Genomic DNA, 16926 nt, shown 5'->3' with positions numbered 1-16926 from the left:
CCAATCGCGAGCAGGCTCACTCCTACAGGAGGAATACGGTGCAATTGTAGGAGTGAGCCTGCTCGCGATAGCGGTCGATAGGGCAACACTGAAACATCAGTGTTGCCCCGGGTTTTTAGAAGAAGCCCAACGGATTGATGTCGTAGCTCACCAGCAGGTTTTTCGTCTGCTGATAGTGATCGAGCATCATCTTGTGGGTTTCACGGCCGACGCCGGACTTCTTGTACCCGCCGAACGCGGCGTGTGCCGGGTACAGGTGGTAGCAGTTGGTCCATACGCGGCCGGCCTTGATCGCCCGGCCCATACGGTAGGCGCGGTTGATGTCGCGAGTCCACAGACCGGCGCCGAGGCCGAACTCGGTGTCGTTGGCGATCGCCAGGGCTTCGGCTTCGTCCTTGAACGTGGTGATGCTCACCACCGGGCCGAAGATTTCTTCCTGGAACACGCGCATTTTATTGGTGCCCTTGAGCAGGGTCGGCTGGATGTAATAGCCGGTCGACAGATTGCCTTCGAGTTTTTCCACCTTGCCGCCAGTCAGCAACTCGGCGCCTTCGCCCTTGGCGATTTCAAGGTACGAAAGGATTTTGTCGAATTGCTGCTCGGACGCCTGCGCGCCGACCATGGTGTCGGTGTCCAGCGGATCACCGCGTTTGATTTGCAGGACTTTCTTCATCACGACAGCCATGAACTCGTCGTAGATCGATTCCTGTACCAGCGCGCGCGATGGGCAGGTGCAGACCTCGCCCTGGTTGAAGAACGCCAGCACCAGACCTTCAGCGGCTTTCTCAATGAAGGTCGGCTCGGCCTGCATGATGTCTTCGAAGAAGATGTTCGGCGACTTGCCGCCCAGTTCCACGGTCGACGGAATGATGTTTTCGGCGGCGCACTTCATGATGTGCGAGCCGACCGGGGTCGAGCCGGTGAAGGCGATCTTGGCGATGCGTTTGCTGGTGGCCAGCGCTTCGCCGGCTTCTTTGCCATAGCCTTGAACAATGTTCAGCACGCCCGGCGGCAGCAGATCACCGATCAGTTCCAGCAACACGGTAATGCCCAGCGGGGTTTGCTCGGCCGGTTTGAGCACCACGCAGTTGCCGGCGGCCAACGCTGGCGCGAGTTTCCACGCGGCCATCAGGATCGGGAAGTTCCACGGGATGATCTGGCCGACCACGCCCAGCGGTTCGTGAATGTGATAGGCCACGGTGTTGCCGTCGATTTCGGCAGCGCTGCCTTCCTGGGCGCGCAGGCAGCCAGCGAAGTAGCGGAAATGGTCAGCGGCCAGCGGGATGTCGGCGTTGAGGGTTTCGCGAATGGCTTTGCCGTTGTCCCAGGTTTCGGTGATCGCCAGCAGTTCGAGATTCTGTTCGATGCGGTCGGCGATTTTCAGCAGGATCAGCGAGCGCGCCTGCACGGAGGTCGCGCCCCACGCGTCGGCAGCGGCGTGGGCGGCGTCCAGTGCCTTGTCGATGTCTTCGGCAGTGGAACGGGGAAATTCGGCAATCGGTTGGCCATTGACTGGCGAGGTGTTGGTGAAGTACTGACCTTTGACAGGCGCGACGAACTCGCCGCCGATGTAGTTACCGTACTTGGCTTTGAACGAGACTTTGGCGCCTTCAGTACCGGGGTGAGCGTAACGCATGATGATGTTCTCCTTGGCTTTGTACTTATTAGAGAAACGCGCAAGTGCGCTTGCTATAAGCGTAGAGCAAAGGTCGGGCCACTGCCTTGCAGGGCAGGTAAATCAAGGGTTTGGCAGGTTTTTGTCGGACGGGCGGATGGCACCTGTGACGGTTTCGGTACAGCGGGGGTGACAGCTTGTACCGCTTTTGGCACAGCCAGTGACCGGGCAGTCTTGCCAGCATTGCAATGCGTCGATGGCTGGAGGATGCTGGGCATCACCTCAGCATTGGGCCGTCGAGCCTCGGGGAGAACAATAAGAAATGCACGACAATCATTTGAGTCGCCATGCCCAACAGGTTCTCACCGTGACCCAGGGCAAACCGCACCTGCACGGGCCCGGCGCCGATCCGTCGATTGCCCGTTCATGGCTGCGCTGTCTTGAGGACTATCACCTCGACCCGGCGCTAAGCATGGCGCCGACCGTGCTTGAACACGGACGCGTACTGGAAAGCCGCGAACGCCTGCAACAAGTGCTGCAGATCGCCGGCAATGAAATGAGCAGCCTGCATCAACAACTCTCCGGCGCTGGCCACGCGGTGCTGCTGACCGACGCGCGCGGGGTGATCCTCAACTGCGTCACCGCGCCGGCCGAACGCAAGATCTTCGAACGCGCCGGGCTGTGGCTTGGTGCTGACTGGAGCGAGGCCTGCGAAGGCACCAACGGCATCGGCACCTGCTTGGTCGAGCGTCAGGCCCTGACCATCCATCAGGACGAACACTTCCGCGGCCGTCACACCGGCCTGACCTGTTCGGCGAGCCCGGTGTTCGACCCGCACGGTGAACTGTTGGCGGTGCTCGACGTGTCTTCAGCGCGTCACGATGTCTCGCGGCAGAGCCAGTTTCATACCATGGCGCTGGTCAACCTCTCGGCGAAGATGATCGAGAGTTGCTACTTCCTGCGTTGTTTCGATAACCAATGGTTGTTGCGTTTTCATCTGCAGGCCGAATCGGTCGGGTTGTTCAGCGAAGGCTTGTTGGCGTTTGACGGGGAAGGGCGGATCAGCGCGGTGAATCAGAGTGCACTGAATTTGCTCGGGCATATTCGCGGTGGTTTGCTGGGTAAACCGGTGGAGGCGTTTTTCGATTGTTCACTGAATGAGTTGCTTGGCCGCGCGAGTGCCAATGCCAGTGCCAGTTGGCCACTGCGCACCTGTGACGGGCGACATTTGTTTGCTGTGTTGCGCGGGGAATCGCGCAAACCTGTACCGATGCTATCGACGCCGGTAGTGGCTGAGGCGCCGCGCTTGTCGGGTATCTGTCTCGGTGATGAGGCGTTGCAGGCTGACTTCCGAAAAGCCTTGCGCGTCTTCGAGCGCGACGTACCACTGTTGATCAACGGCGAAACCGGCTCCGGCAAAGAAGCCTTCGCCAAGGCCGTGCATCAGGCCAGTCAACGCTCGAGCAAAGCTTTCGTTGCCCTTAATTGCGCGGCCATTCCCGAGAGCCTGATCGAGAGCGAACTGTTCGGCTATCGCGGGGGCAGCTTCACCGGTGCGCGCAAGGACGGCATGCGTGGCAAGTTGCAACAGGCCGACGGCGGCACGTTGTTCCTCGATGAAATCGGCGATATGCCACTGGCCTTGCAGACTCGGTTGTTGCGGGTGCTGGAGGATCGGCAGGTGGTGCCGATTGGCGGCGAACCGGAAGCGGTCAACGTGCGGATCATCAGCGCCACCCACCGCCATCTGCTGGATCGGGTTGCGGATGGCAGCTTCCGCGAGGATTTGTATTATCGGCTCAACGGCCTGGAAGTGGCGTTGCCGGCTTTGCGCGAGCGCAGTGATAAATCGCAGTTGCTGGATTTTCTGCTGGCTGAAGAGGCGGGCGCTGAAGCGATCCTGATCGAAGAGCCGGCGCGACAGGCTTTGCTGGCCTTCAAGTGGCCGGGGAATGTGCGGCAGTTGCGCAATGTGCTGCGTACGCTGGCGGCGTTGTGTGATGAAGGGCGGATCGGGGTTGAGGATTTACCGGTGATGATTCGGCAGGGGAGTCCGGCAGTATTAGCGGTTAAGGAGTCCGATCATCCGCTGGAAGACGCCGAACGGTTGGCTCTGCTCAATACGCTGGAGCAAACCCGCTGGCACATGACCCAAACGGCTCAGCAACTGGGTGTCAGCCGCAACACTCTTTACAGGAAGCTGCGTAAGCATGGGATTGAGCGGCGGGTCAGTTAGAAGGCCCTCACCCTAGCCCTCTCCCGGAGGGAGAGGGGACTGACCGAGTCGGTCTACTGATCTACGCCGACCTGAAATATTGAGCCGAACTCAGGATTTGAAGGCAACCAAGATCGGCTCCCTCTCCCGAGGGGAAAGGTGACTGATCGAGGTGTTTTGGCGATTTACGCCGACCTGAAATATTGAGCCGAACTCAGGATTTGAAAGCGACCGAGATCGGCTCCCTCTCCCTGGGGAAAGGTGACTGATCGAGGTGTTTTGGCGATTTACGCCGACCTGAAATATCGAGCCGGACTCAGGATTTGAAAGCGACCGAGATCGGCTCCCTCTCCCTGGGGTAAAGGTGACTGATCGAGGTGTTTTGGCGATTTACGCCGACCTGAAATATCGAGCCGAACTCAGGATTTGAAGGCAGCCAAGATCGGCTCCCTCTCCCAGGGGGAAAGGTGACTGATCGAGGTGTTTTGGCGATCTACGCCGACCTGAAATATTGAGCCGAACTCAGGATTTGAAAGCGACCGAGATTGGCTCTTTCTACTTGGGGGAAAGGGGGCTGATCGAGGTGTTCTGGCGATTTACGCCGATCTGAAATATTGAGCCGAACTCAAGATTTGAAAGCGACCGAGATCGGCTCCCTCTCCCTCGGGAGAGGGCTGGGGTGAGGGGCGACAATCAGCAGCCGAACCGAGATGCTGAGGTCAACCAGTCCCGCCCCTCACCTAAAGAGTGCGATTTCCCCCTCCCTACGCTAACCTGCGGCCATGTTTTACGAGGTCGACTATGCACATTCATATTCTGGGTATCTGCGGGACTTTCATGGGCTCGATGGCGGTCTTGGCCAAAGAGCTGGGCCATCACGTGACCGGCTCCGACGCCAACGTCTATCCGCCGATGAGCACGCAGCTGGAAGCCCAAGGCATTCAACTGACGCAGGGCTACGATCCGGCGCAACTTGATCCGGCACCGGATCTGGTGGTAATCGGCAACGCCATGTCCCGCGGCAATCCGGCGGTGGAATATGTGCTGAACAAAGGTCTGCCGTACGTGTCCGGCCCGCAATGGCTGGCTGACCATGTGCTGCAAGGTCGCTGGGTATTGGCGGTTGCCGGTACGCATGGCAAAACCACCACCAGCAGCATGCTCGCCTGGGTCCTGGAACACGCCGGCATGAGCCCGGGCTTCCTGATCGGTGGCGTGCCGCAGAACTTCTCGGTGTCGGCGCGTTTAGGCGGTACGCCGTTCTTTGTGATCGAGGCCGACGAGTACGACAGCGCCTTCTTCGACAAGCGCTCGAAATTCGTCCACTACCGTCCGCGCACAGCGATCCTCAATAACCTTGAGTTCGATCACGCTGACATCTTCCCGGATCTGCCAGCGATCGAGCGGCAATTCCACCACTTGGTGCGGACCATCCCGAGCGAAGGCCTGGTCATCCATCCGACCACCGAGCCGGCCTTGCAACGGGTGATCGAAATGGGCTGCTGGACCCCGGTGCAGACCACCGGTGCCGGCGGCCAATGGCAGGTCAAACTGCTCAGCGAAGACGGCTCGGCGTTCGAAGTGATGTTCGAAGGCGTGTCGCAAGGCACCGTCGAGTGGGAGCTGACCGGTCAGCACAACGTCGCCAACGCCTTGGCTGCTTTGGCGGCTGCGCGTCATGTGGGCGTGGTGCCGTCGATGGGCATCGCTGGCCTGAGCGCGTTCAAGAACGTCAAACGCCGCATGGAGAAGGTCGCTGAAGTACGCGGCATTACCATCTATGACGACTTTGCCCACCACCCGACTGCCATTGCCACCACCCTCGACGGCCTGCGCAAACGCATTGGCGATGCGCCTCTTATCGCGATCATCGAACCGCGCTCCAACTCGATGAAACTCGGCGCGCACCGTGATGGTTTGCCAGACAGCGTGGTCGATGCCGATCAGGTGATCTGGTACGCCCCGGCCAACCTCGGCTGGGACCTGGCCGGCACCGCCGCGTTGTGCACCGTGCCGTCGATCGTCAGCGACTCGCTGGAAGGCATCATCGAGCGCGTGAAGAGCCAGGCGCAGCCGGGCACGCATGTGGTGATCATGAGTAACGGCGGCTTCGGCGGCCTGCACGGCAAACTCGCCGAGGCGCTGCAATGAACACTCGTTTTGAGAGCAATGGCCCCGAACGCATCACGCTGGCCATGACCGGTGCCTCCGGCGCTCAGTACGGCTTGCGCCTGCTCGATTGCCTGGTGCGGGAAGATCGCGAGGTGCACTTCCTGATCTCCAAGGCTGCGCAACTGGTGATGGCCACCGAGACCGATGTGACGCTGCCGCCCAAGCCGCAAATGATGCAGGCCTTCCTGACCGAATACACCGGAGCTGCCGCCGGGCAGATCCGCGTGTACGGCAAGGAAGACTGGATGTCGCCGGTGGCTTCGGGCTCCGGCGCACCGGCAGCGATGGTCGTGGTGCCATGTTCCACCGGGACGTTGTCGGCGATTGCCACCGGCGCCTGCAACAACCTGATCGAACGCGCCGCCGACGTCACTTTGAAAGAGCGTCGCCAATTGATTCTGGTGCCGCGCGAAGCGCCCTATTCGAGTATTCATCTGGAGCACATGCTCAAGCTGTCGAACATGGGTGTGACGATTCTGCCGGCCTCACCGGGTTTCTATCATCAGCCGCAGACCATTGATGACCTGATCGATTTCGTTGTGGCGCGGATTCTCAATCTGCTCGGCATTCCCCAGGACATGCTGCCGCGTTGGGGTGAGCATCATCTGAGCAGCGATGAATAAGCTGCTGGCGATTTTGCTGGCGCTGCAACTGACCGGTTGCGCCACTGCGCGCACTCTCGACGCCGCCAAACCGGGCGCGCCGGTGGTGTATTCCGGGACGCGGCTGGACTTGTATGCATTGAATGGCGGGTGTTGCGCGATGGATCGGTTCGGGGCTGAAGCGCCGAGCTATCCGGGGGTGGATCTGCCGGCGAGTGCATTACTCGATACGTTGTTGCTGCCGTTGTCACTGCTCACGGTGATTGGCGTGAGTTTTCAGGCGACTGGTGGATTGTAGGGGAGTGCTGCGCACTCTATTCGCGAGCAGGCTCGCTCCCACAGGGGGACGCGGTGCAATTGTGGGAGCGAGCCTGCTCGCGAAAGCTTTCTTCCTGACGCTATGGATTATTTGCCCAGCTTGCGCAGCTCATCCGACTCGATCACCCGCACCCCATCCTGCTCTTCCAGCGCCAACCGCCACATCGCCCGCGCCAATTGGCACGCTTCGATGCCCCGGTATTTACCCGGAATCAGCTTTGACAACGGCGCGGCCAGTTGCTCGGCCAGACGTGGTTCGGTCCGTTCACCCAACAACAGCGAAGGCCGGCAAATGGTCAATTGCGGCCAGTCCTGCGCACGCAAGGCCTGCTCCATTTCGCCTTTGACCCGATTGTAGAAAACCGACGATTTCGGATCCGCGCCAATTGCGCTGATCACGATCAGATGCCGCGCGCCCATCTCCCGCGCGCGTTTGGCGAACGCCACCACCATGTCCAGATCCACCGCGCGAAACGCTGCTTCAGAGCCGGCCTGTTTGATGGTGGTGCCGAGGCAGCAATAGGCGATGTCGACGCGGCCACTGAGTTGCGGCAGAAACACCTGCGGATCGCCCACCGGGTTTTCAAGATGCGGATGTTCGGCCAAGGGGCGACGGGAAGGGGCGAGCACGCGAGAAATCGTCGGCTCGTTGAGCAAACGGTCGAGAAGATGTTCACCGGTCAAACCGGTGGCTCCGGCAAGCAATACGTGCTGAGGCGTCAAGTACATAGTGTCTCTCCCTTGATACTGTTCAGCTTAGTTGCTCTTTGTCGCTCCGTCGTTCAATGCAGCACTCTGCAATGCTTTTCTGGCTTGCTGTTTGCGCAGCAGTTGCCAGTGCGACAGCACGGTTTTCGGCGCCCAGATCTGCGGCTCCGACGCTTCGAAATTATCCGCCAGTTCACGCTCGGCGACGGTGGCCTTGGCCAGTTTGAAGGCTTGCTCCAGATCATCGGTCTGGTTCAGCGCCTGGGCGAACAGTGCATCGCCGAAGTAGGTGAAGTTGGCTTCTTCCGAGCAGCCGAAGGACACCCGATCGGCGCGCGAGGCGGTCATGATCAGCGTGCGTTCGTCTTTCAGCGCCGGGATAAAGCCGCCGGAGTAGCACGACGAAATCACGATGATCTTGTCGCGATTTTTCAGCGGCGCCAGTACAGCGGCGAGTTCATCGGCGGGCAGGTCGGCCAGTTCCATGCGTGGCTGGTCGAGCACCAGCTCATGTTCGGCGGTGCCGTGGCTGGTCAGGTAGATGAACAGCAGGTCTTCCGGGCCGCTGCGTTCGGCCAGCGTTTGCGCGGCACGACGCAGGTTCTCGCGGGTGGCCATCGGCCGGTCGCCGAGGTGGTCACGGTGGTTGACCAGACGGACCTGGCCATAAGCGCCGAAGCGCGTGTTGAGCATGTTGGCGACGTAGTCGGATTCGCGCAGGAATACGCTTTGTTTGCCGTCGCCGCCGAGGGTCAACGTGTACAACTCGACCGCCGGGGTCGACGCGGGAATGGCGGCCAACGCGTCATCAAGCAGGCGGCCCTGAGCGAGCAAGCCGAGTTCGAGCGTATCGGGCAATAACTTGCCGTCGGCGTCGCGCACGCGCTGGCCATTGACCCAGGTGCCGCTCATCACACTGCCATCGGTGAGCACCAGGGTGCCGCGTCCGGAGTAACTGTCGTTGTCGAAGCCGCCGATGTAAAAGCTGCCATCGGACAGGTTCAAGCGGCCCTGACCGCTGAAGCGCCAGTCGCTGAACGTGCCGATGTAATGGCTACCGTCGGCGCCGATCAGTTCGCCCTTGCCGGTCAGCGCGCCTTCCTTGAACTGGCCGAGCCAGACATCGCCGTCGGCGTTTTCGTAGCGACCTTTGCCGTGCAGTTGATTGTTCTTGAAGCCGCCGACGTAGATATCGCCGTCCGCGCTGTTGAAGGTGCCATTGCCTTCCAGCTGACCGTTGACGAAATGCCCGCTGAACGAGTTACCGCTGGCATCGCCGCGCTGGCCCTCGCCGTTGGGCTTGCCGTGGGCGAACTGGCCTTGATAGGAGCTGCCGTCGTCCATTTCCAGACGGCCGAGCCCGGAGTATTGGTCAGCCTTGAACTCGCCACGGTAGGTCATGGCGTTTTCTTTCAGGGTGCCTTCGCCTTCGCGGCGTCCCTGTTTGAAGCCGCCGGTGTAACTACTGGCGTTGGTGGTCAGGCTGCCTTGGCCGTCGAACAGGCCTTGCTGAAACTGCCCGCGATAGACCTCGCCGTTGCTGCCATGCCATTCGCCCTGACCGTGCCACTGACCCTTATCGAACTGCCCGGCATACCAGCTGCCGTTGGGGTAGTCGACGCGGCCTTGACCTTGCAGCAAGCCATCGACCAGTTCACCACGATAGCGTCCACCGTCGGGCAGGCGCGCATCCGGGGGCAGCAGCGATTCGCCGTCGCCGCACGCGGTGAGCATCAGGGTCAAGGCAAGGGGTGCAAGACGAGCGAGTGAGCGCATAGCGGGATCCGGGCAATTAGGCGACCGAGTATGCCGCAGCTATGTGACCTAATGCAGCCGGTAAAAACAGTGTTGACGCGAAACAGCGTGCGCTGCTTCGCATCCAGAACCATCAGACGAAGCAGAGCGACAGTGGCTCGGCGATATAGGCCGGTTTGTCCGAGCCTTCTATCTCCAGTGTCGCGGTGGCCTTGAGCAGCCACTGGCCCGGTTTTTTCTCGGTCACCTCGCCCAGATCGACCTTGAGGCGGACCTTGGAATTGACCTTCACTGGCTGGATGAAACGCACGCTGTCCAGCCCGTAATTGACCACCATCTTCACGCCTTGCGGCAGAATCAGGATGTCTTCCATCAATTTCGGGATCAGCGACAACGACAGGAAACCGTGGGCAATGGTGCTGCCAAATGGCGTTTGCGCGGCTTTGACCGGGTCGACGTGAATGAACTGATAATCGCCGGTGGCTTCGGCGAACAGGTTGATGCGTTCCTGATCGATGGTGAGCCATTCGGAACGTCCGAGTTCCTTGCCGACATAATCTTTGAGCTCTGCAACGGGAACATAGGGCATTGAGACTCTCCTTGGGTTCATCGGTTTTATAGTTTTTCAGGTGGGGGATTTGACCGCCCTGCGAACCACTGTAGATCATCATGGCGATTTGCTCCGGTCAACCGACCATGCTTTTGGCGAATGCCGATCCATAGCGCAGGCGTGCTTATAATGCCGAGCCCCTGCTGGGTGAAAAGTAAGACGGAGATGTCGGATGTTGCTACGTGGCCTGACCCTGCTGGTGCTGTTCCAATTGCTCGGCACGGCGCTCAATCATTTGCTCTTGCCGGTGCTGCCGGGGCCGATCATCGGTCTGCTGCTGTTGCTGGTCTTCCTGATCGTTCGCGGTGAAGTGGGTGAGCCGCTGAACCTCGCGGCTGGCAGCCTGCTGCGCTATCTGCCATTGCTGCTGGTGCCCCCGGCCGTGGGCGTGATGGTTTATGCGAGCGACATTGCCGCGGACTTCTGGGCGATTGTCGGCGCGTTGGTGCTGTCGTTGATCCTGTCGATGGCCTTCGCCGGGGTGCTGATGCAACGCCTGGTCAAACGGCACGCCCCCGCGTCGGAGGAGTCCTGATGCTCTTTGACTGGCAGGGCGCCTGGGCCTCCGTTATCCATCATCCGTTGTTCGGCATCGGCATCACCCTCGGCGCCTATCAACTGGTGCTGGCGGCTTTCGAGAAAACCCGCTGGATCTTTCTGCAACCGGTGCTGGTCTCCATGCTGTTGGTGATCGGTGTGCTGGTCGGCTGTGGCCTGACCTATGCCGAATATCGCAAGAGCACCGAGATCCTCAGCATTCTGCTGGGCCCGGCGACCGTGGCACTGGCGGTGCCGCTGTATCTCAACCTGCGGCGTATTCGCCAATTGTTCTGGCCGATTTTTACTACGCTGGTGATAGGCGGGGTGGTCGCGACGGGCATGGGCGTGTTGCTGGGCTGGTGGTTCGGTGCCGAGCACATGATTCTGATGACCATGGCGCCGAAGTCGGTGACCTCGCCGATCGCAATGCTGGTGGCTGAGCAGATTGGTGGCGTTGCGGCGCTGGCGGCGGTATTCGTGTTGATCACCGGGGTGATCGGTGCGATCTTCGGCCCGGCGTTGTTGACCCGCCTCGGCGTGCACAGTCCCGAGGCGCGTGGCATGGCGCTGGGCATGACCGCGCATGCGGTCGGCACGTCGGTGGCGTTGCAGGAAAGTGATGAGTGCGGCGCGTTTGCGGCGCTGGCGATGAGTCTGATGGGCGTGGCCACGGCAGTCTTCCTGCCGCTGGCGGTGTCGATGGTGGTGTAAGGAAATGTCTATGAGTCTGCCGCTTTTCCCGCTGAACACCGTGTTGTTTCCCGGCTGCAACCTCGATTTGCAGATATTCGAGGCGCGCTATCTCGACATGATCGGCCGCTGCATGAAGCAGGGTGGCGGTTTCGGTGTGGTGTGCATCCTTGATGGAGAAGAAGTCGGCGTCGCGCCAGAAGGTTTGGCTCGGGTCGGCTGCGAAGCGCGCATCACCGACTTTCAGCAGCAGGACAACGGCTTGCTCGGCATTCGTGTGCAGGGCGGGCGGCGGTTCGCGGTGTTGCGTACCGAGGTGCAGCGCGATCAGTTGATCCTCGCCGATGTCGACTGGCTGGATGACGAACCCGAGCAACCGTTACAGGACGAGGATGCTGATCTGGTGGCGCTGCTCAAGGCACTGGCCGAGCACCCGATGGTGGAAGCGCTGGACATGGGCACTGAAGCGCTGGGTCAGCAATCGCTGGCCAATCAGTTGGCCTATCTGCTGCCGTTCGCCGAAGAAGACAAGATCGATCTGTTACAACTCGATGATCCCCAGCAGCGGCTGGATGCAATTCAGGCGCTGCTCGACGAACTACAAGGTGAATTGTTCGCCTAGTTGCACTTTGAATTAACTGATGGCGCCTGCCAGCATTGTTTTGCTTTTGTCTTTGTCTTAATTTCAAGTTGTCCGCAGGAAGCGGATAACTTGAATAAAAATAAGGATGAAAGCATGACTGTCTATGAAGATGAATGGGCGTTTTGGGATGATATTGCCGGCAAGTATATTTTGAAACATGCCGAGACGGATCATAACGTTAGCCACGTGATTGAGGCGGCATCCACTTATGCGGACCGGATGGTAATAGCCCGGCGTAAACGAAAATCTGAAAAAGTTCCTGGCGGCGAAGTGCCACGGATGTCGGCGTCCGCCACCAGCGTAGTGACTGCGACTGCGGTTTGATTATTTCCTTTTTCAGCATTGCCTGTCGTCGTGGCTAATTGACGGCGGGGTGTTTACAGGTGGGCAATCCCATGGCTTTAGCAAAAACAAATAACCAGACATTCACTGCGCATCTTTATCTTGATGGCCGGCCAGTGGTACTTAATCAACTACGTCTGCAACAGGCTTTGCGTGACCTTCGCATAACCAAGGCGGAAAAACTGGATGCCGAAGTGGGGTTGGCGGATTCGCGCGTGTCCAGCTTCATAACGCTGGCTGACCATGATGACGACACACCACTGTTGTTGAAGTTCGTCCCAAAGGGTGACGAATATGCCATCAGCCTTGTGCTCGCAGGAACATTCGATGGTGCGCGGTTATTCATAGAGGACAAGACTCATAATCTGTTGGCCAGTACCCGTGCGCCAGAGCAATACTTTTCAATCAGCAAGTCTGGTGCTTCAAAGGCCTCCTTCAGTGATATCGAATCCGGTCCTGCCTATCTGGAGTTGATCCGCGAACCTGATGACAAGCCCTTGTATCGCCATATAAGCAGCGGAATGAGCACATTCCTCGACGTCGATCCTAACAGGACGGGGCATAACGCCTTCAATCACAAACCGGCAATATTTGTGATCAAGGTTATCCAATAGCGCCCAGCCGCTACTCCCTAAAAAGGCGCCATTCATGTCTGGATGAATGGCGCCTTTTTTCAGGTTCGGTAATGCTCGGGTACCGGCCAGGTCACATCGTTGGAGTAGCTGTTTTCACCTTTGGGCAGCTTCAACACAACGCCACCGGCGTGGGCTATTCGATTGATCAACTGGTCATATTCGGTAGCGCCATACCGCATGAAATCGGCTCCTGCCCATGTGGCTTTCTCGATAGCCTCAGCGTTGTCCCCGGCCTCGCGCAAAATATCCTCGACTCTTGCCGCTTGGCTCAGGTCCGAGTTCACCAACCAGATCCTCTCTGCACTGATCCCACGTGTGGGCATTGATATCCGGCCTTCCAGTTTGTCCCCGTCAAAATCCTTGTCGTTCAGATAAATGTTTTCGACTCGCGGGACCACTTCAATGCCGCGGGTGTCGATGACATACACAAAGCCCAATGTTTGTTTGCGACGGAGCAATGGATAGTCACGCGAGTGATCCATTTCAAAGGATGTATCAGATTCTTCAGCCGAATTATGTCGATACCCGCTAGAGGAATCACTGTCAGAAAAATGCCCTGGATACAGGTTCGCCTGAGTGTTGTAGTGCCGAGGGTTGGAGTAGTAATCAAATCCCGTGTAGCTCAAAGCATTGGCCGCACCGAATGTCGCGCTAAAGGCCGATTTGGTCGTGGAATCGGAGGGATTCCCCCTTAACTTCACCAAGCGTTTGTCCCGAGCCAGTTCGAAGGGCGTGCGCAAATCGGCGCGGAACATGGCGGGAATGTCCGTTCGATAAAGGTAGTCATGCTGATTGCGCTGGTAGCCGGCATGTTCCAGATAGCTCTTCAGAAAGCTCTCTTCATAGCGCTGCTCAACGGGATGCGAGTCGAAGTAAGGGGTCTGGCCTCCCTCTCTCATTCTTAGAATAAGAGGCTGCAATTCTTCTGCAATCTGCTCAAAGCGGCTGTCGTCCGACAGATTCTGAGTCAGGCGTTTGTGCTGTTCGGCCCATTCTGGGAACCGCCCATGCTCCATGTCTTGTCGCAGTCGGTTTTGCTGAGCCATGCTCAAGTTGTAGCTGCGCAGGATTTGCGCACGTTCCGTCTCGGACTTCTGTGGATAAGACCATCTCGATGAGTCGCTGAGAAATTTGCGCGTATCCGGCTCGTTGAAACGCGTGGCCCAGTCTGGTGCTTTTCCCAGGGCTTCTGCTTCGATTCGAAAGACCAGGGCCTGCGCGCCCTTCAGGCGGTATAGGCTCCAAATATCACCATCGCTCCAATGCGCAAGTTTGAGCGGGACAGATGTATCGCCCCGTGCCTCGTCCGGATCAACCCGAATCAAGCGTCGATGCTCATCGATAAAGGCGAAACCTGCCTCTCGCTTCACCACGATGAACTCAATCCACTTGCCATACGGGCCAGCGTGCTCCACCGCCCGGTGTTCGTGAACTGAGTAGTATCCCCGTGCATCCACGGTATAAGACGAGGCGTATTGCATCGGGTCGTAGTATTCGATCGGCTTGTTCAGGCTCCAGACATTACTGTCGGCCACGCGATAAAGCGGAGGTCCTGATGGCACCCGCTCACTGGGTAACCGGGCGCGGTAGGTTTTGATCAGATCGTGAAACGCCACCATCACCGTCAGTCCGGCGGCTGCCCCGTCGTCGTTGGCGATGTCAGCGAATGTTCGACCCTTGTACACCTTCAATCCTTCGGCATTGTGACTCAACGACTCGTCGACATTCTGCAAATAGGGCTCCAGAGGTGATGTCGCTGCTCGACGTTGAGGTGTCTGCGTTTCGGGCATTTGCGTAATCGTTATGCCGGGCTCGACTCTCTCGGTGCTGCTGTGAGGACTGTCGGAGTGAATGCCCGGCGATTCGGTTGAACCGTCCGGTTTGATGCGTCCAGGTAGACGGGAATCCAGTTCGACAGGTCGATCGTAGGGCACAGGCCGGGAGGTCGAGGTGCCGGGCGTTTCGGGTGTGGGGGATGGGCGCAGCGGCCCGGGTTTTTGGCGCATAAATGTCACTCCATGTGGTTGAGTCAGCCATCCAATGGCTGAACAGGGTCAGGGCCGGTCGTGCTCGGGTACCGGCCAGACAATGTCGTCGGCGAACGTCTTGTCGCCTTTGGGCAGATCCAGTATCACGCCGCCAGAACCGGCGATTTCATCGATAAGGCTGTCATAGGCGTTGGCGCCAAAATACCCGGCAGCACGACTGTCGGTTCCCGCCCAGGTGGCCTGCTCGATGGCCGCGACCCGGTCACCCGCCTGTGTCAGCACATCCTTGACCCGGGCGGCTTTTGTCAGGTCGGAACGCACCAGCCAGATCCGCTCGGCACTGATGCCGCGTGTGGGCGTGGAGATATGCCCTTCCAGGTCGTCGAAGAGGAATGTGCCGTTAGCGGGGTTGAATGCCTTGTTTTCCGCCCCCGGCACCACTTCCAGGCCTCGGGTATCAATGGCGTAGACGAATGACGTGGTTTGCTGGCGGCGCGTGGATACATAATCTTTCGAATCATCGAAAACGAACGAGCTGTCAGAGTCGGTCTCGTCGCCGGTTCGTTTACCCTCCGACACCGAACTGCTGCCCGAGTCGGAGGATTCGCCGGTTCGTGTTTTCGAGCTTTGAGGATTCACCCCGGGAAAGCGATTGGCCTGCGAGTTGTAATGCAGCTCGTGATAGAAGCCGCCCTTGGTCGCCGCGTAGGCGGTGGCGTCATGCAGTCCGAACGTTGCACTCAATGCGCGCTTGTTCGTGGTGCCCTTGGGATTGCCTTTACGGTGCATCATTCGATCATCCCGCGCCAACTCGAAGGGTAATCGGGTTTCGCCGCGGAACATCGCCGGAATGTCGGTGCGATATAACATGCCGTGGCGGGTTCGCTGGTAGCCGAGGTGGGTCGCGTAGTCGGCCAAAAAGGCGTCGCTGTAGCGGGTGGCGGGCCAATGGTGGGCGAGGGCCAGCCCTTGACTCCGTAATTCCTCAACGTAGTTTTCCAGCTCCTCGCCGATCAGCTTGAAGCGCTGCTCATTGGTCGCATCGAGCGTCAGGCGTTTGTGCTGTTCAGCCCATTGCGGTATCTGGCCGTCGCCCGACTCTGTGCGCAGCCGACACAGTTGGTTCTGGGTCAGGTTATAGCTGCGCTGCAATTGCAGGCGCTGGGCAAGGGTCATGTGTGGATGCAGCCACTTCAAAGAATCAGCGACAAACAGATGGTCTTCGGTGTTCTGCGCGCGAAGAGCCCAGTCCGGTGGCTTACCGGCCGCTTGTGCTTCTGCGCGGAAGGCGGCAATCCGGGTGTCATCCAGAATGTACATGCGCTGGATGTCCTGATTCGACCATTGCGCAAGTGGCGCATCGGCTTTCCTGTCGCGTTTTGCCTGCGCGGGATCGATGGCAATCCAGTGATGCTCCGGATCCTTGATGGCATAGCCGAGGATGGCGTCATCGCCGCTCGTTTCGAGAGCGCGAAAGGTGTAGTAACCGTCAGCATTCGGTGTCGCGGAAAACGTGTAGTCATCGACGTTGAGGAGGGTGAGGTGCCGATCCAGGCTCCACAGATGGCCTTGCGTGGTCCGGTAAATGGGTGGGCCTGGTGCCAGGTGCCAGGAGGACATCGCCCGATAGGCCCTGAGGTCGGCATCATATTGAACACAAACGTGGTGTCGGCCTTCTGAGCCTGGCAGTCGCACGTCCACCCAGTCCTTGGCGAGATAACGCCGGATACCGGCTTCATTCGGACCTGGCAGATCGCCGAAATACGGATGGGCGAAATCTTCCAGCGACGTCATCGAAAAGTCCTGTCTGTCTGTGGGGGATCTCGATGTGACGCTCACTTCGATGGGTGAGGTTTTTGCTTGGGAGGTCCCGGGTTCCTCCAGACGAGCTCGCTTGGGTGAAGAGGGCGCCTCGACGGGTATAGGCCCCGGAATGTTTTCAGGGTTTGCAACTATCGCTCTGCTCGGCGAATGATCTGCGGAGGCCAGTGTTGAGGTGGCGGGCGTTTCGACTGAAGGTGATTTAGGCCGTAGTCCGGGTTTTTGACGCATGAATAAACTCCGTTTTTTGCGAGTCAGCCTGTCCGTAGGCT

At 59.1% G+C, this 16926-nt stretch carries 15 protein-coding genes; 9 read left to right on the top strand and 6 right to left on the bottom strand.

The annotated features are described in order from the left end of the window. Positions 1–115: 115 nt before the first annotated feature. Complete coding sequence (gene exaC / locus AB4N74_RS20235) at positions 116–1636, bottom strand: acetaldehyde dehydrogenase ExaC (protein ID WP_016984137.1); 1521 nt, start codon at positions 1634–1636, stop codon at positions 116–118. Between the two features lie 301 nt (positions 1637–1937). On the opposite strand from exaC, the gene AB4N74_RS20230 reads away from it, so the two are divergent. The 4 genes from AB4N74_RS20230 to AB4N74_RS20215 all read left to right on the top strand — a co-directional run bounded on the left by AB4N74_RS20230 (position 1938) and on the right by AB4N74_RS20215 (position 6902). Further along, the gene (locus tag AB4N74_RS20230) at positions 1938–3851 is read left to right on the top strand and encodes a sigma-54-dependent Fis family transcriptional regulator (protein ID WP_257356255.1); all 1914 of its coding nucleotides are present in this window, start codon (positions 1938–1940) and stop codon (positions 3849–3851) included. 780 nt (positions 3852–4631) lie between these two features. Continuing rightward, positions 4632–5981 carry a UDP-N-acetylmuramate:L-alanyl-gamma-D-glutamyl-meso-diaminopimelate ligase gene (gene mpl / locus AB4N74_RS20225; RefSeq protein ID WP_007909560.1) on the top strand — a complete coding sequence of 450 codons (1350 nt, stop codon included), beginning with the start codon at positions 4632–4634 and terminating at the stop codon, positions 5979–5981. Beyond that, a complete protein-coding gene (ubiX, locus tag AB4N74_RS20220; RefSeq protein WP_007909567.1) occupies positions 5978–6625 on the top strand; it encodes a flavin prenyltransferase UbiX in 648 nt (215 codons plus the stop codon). Before mpl ends, ubiX begins: the two co-directional genes overlap by 4 nt. Then, positions 6618–6902, top strand: a complete 285-nt coding sequence (locus AB4N74_RS20215; protein ID WP_007909569.1) for a YceK/YidQ family lipoprotein — start codon at positions 6618–6620, stop codon at positions 6900–6902. The genes ubiX and AB4N74_RS20215 overlap by 8 nt, the downstream gene beginning before the upstream one ends. 107 nt (positions 6903–7009) lie before the next feature. Here the strand turns inward: AB4N74_RS20215 and AB4N74_RS20210 are convergent, their stop codons facing one another. The 3 genes from AB4N74_RS20210 to AB4N74_RS20200 all read right to left on the bottom strand — a co-directional run bounded on the left by AB4N74_RS20210 (position 7010) and on the right by AB4N74_RS20200 (position 9974). Further along, positions 7010–7651: an oxidoreductase gene (locus AB4N74_RS20210; protein WP_093434538.1), complete on the bottom strand. Its 642-nt coding sequence runs from the start codon at positions 7649–7651 to the stop codon at positions 7010–7012. Between the two features lie 27 nt (positions 7652–7678). Further along, on the bottom strand, positions 7679–9406 hold the full coding sequence (locus AB4N74_RS20205; RefSeq protein ID WP_093434541.1) for a C13 family peptidase: 1728 nt from the start codon (positions 9404–9406) through the stop codon (positions 7679–7681). Positions 9407–9518: 112 nt separating this feature from the next. Beyond that, complete coding sequence (locus AB4N74_RS20200; protein WP_007909575.1) at positions 9519–9974, bottom strand: MaoC family dehydratase; 456 nt, start codon at positions 9972–9974, stop codon at positions 9519–9521. A gap of 193 nt (positions 9975–10167) precedes the next feature. Between AB4N74_RS20200 and AB4N74_RS20195 the strand changes: the two genes are divergently transcribed. From AB4N74_RS20195 to AB4N74_RS20175, 5 genes are all read left to right on the top strand, one after another. Then, a complete protein-coding gene (locus tag AB4N74_RS20195; protein WP_194934912.1) occupies positions 10168–10530 on the top strand; it encodes a CidA/LrgA family protein in 363 nt (120 codons plus the stop codon). Continuing rightward, on the top strand, positions 10530–11246 hold the full coding sequence (locus AB4N74_RS20190) for an LrgB family protein (RefSeq protein WP_053124192.1): 717 nt from the start codon (positions 10530–10532) through the stop codon (positions 11244–11246). Before AB4N74_RS20195 ends, AB4N74_RS20190 begins: the two co-directional genes overlap by 1 nt. A gap of 10 nt (positions 11247–11256) precedes the next feature. Further along, the gene (locus AB4N74_RS20185) at positions 11257–11847 is read left to right on the top strand and encodes an LON peptidase substrate-binding domain-containing protein (RefSeq protein WP_093434547.1); all 591 of its coding nucleotides are present in this window, start codon (positions 11257–11259) and stop codon (positions 11845–11847) included. 114 nt (positions 11848–11961) lie between these two features. Continuing rightward, positions 11962–12192, top strand: coding sequence for a hypothetical protein (locus AB4N74_RS20180; RefSeq protein ID WP_093434550.1), 231 nt, complete (start codon positions 11962–11964; stop codon positions 12190–12192). A gap of 71 nt (positions 12193–12263) precedes the next feature. After that, complete coding sequence (locus AB4N74_RS20175; protein WP_093434553.1) at positions 12264–12824, top strand: hypothetical protein; 561 nt, start codon at positions 12264–12266, stop codon at positions 12822–12824. Positions 12825–12883: 59 nt separating this feature from the next. On the opposite strand, the gene AB4N74_RS20170 is transcribed toward AB4N74_RS20175, so the two are convergent. Beyond that, a complete protein-coding gene (locus AB4N74_RS20170; protein WP_093434556.1) occupies positions 12884–14851 on the bottom strand; it encodes a hypothetical protein in 1968 nt (655 codons plus the stop codon). Positions 14852–14899: 48 nt separating this feature from the next. Beyond that, positions 14900–16627, bottom strand: coding sequence for a hypothetical protein (locus AB4N74_RS20165; protein WP_460097034.1), 1728 nt, complete (start codon positions 16625–16627; stop codon positions 14900–14902). Positions 16628–16926: the final 299 nt, after the last annotated feature.

Source organism: Pseudomonas sp. H3_C08 (assembly GCF_054669455.1).
Note: the sequence above shows the minus strand (reverse complement) of the source record. Positions and strands in the feature narration are given on the sequence as shown.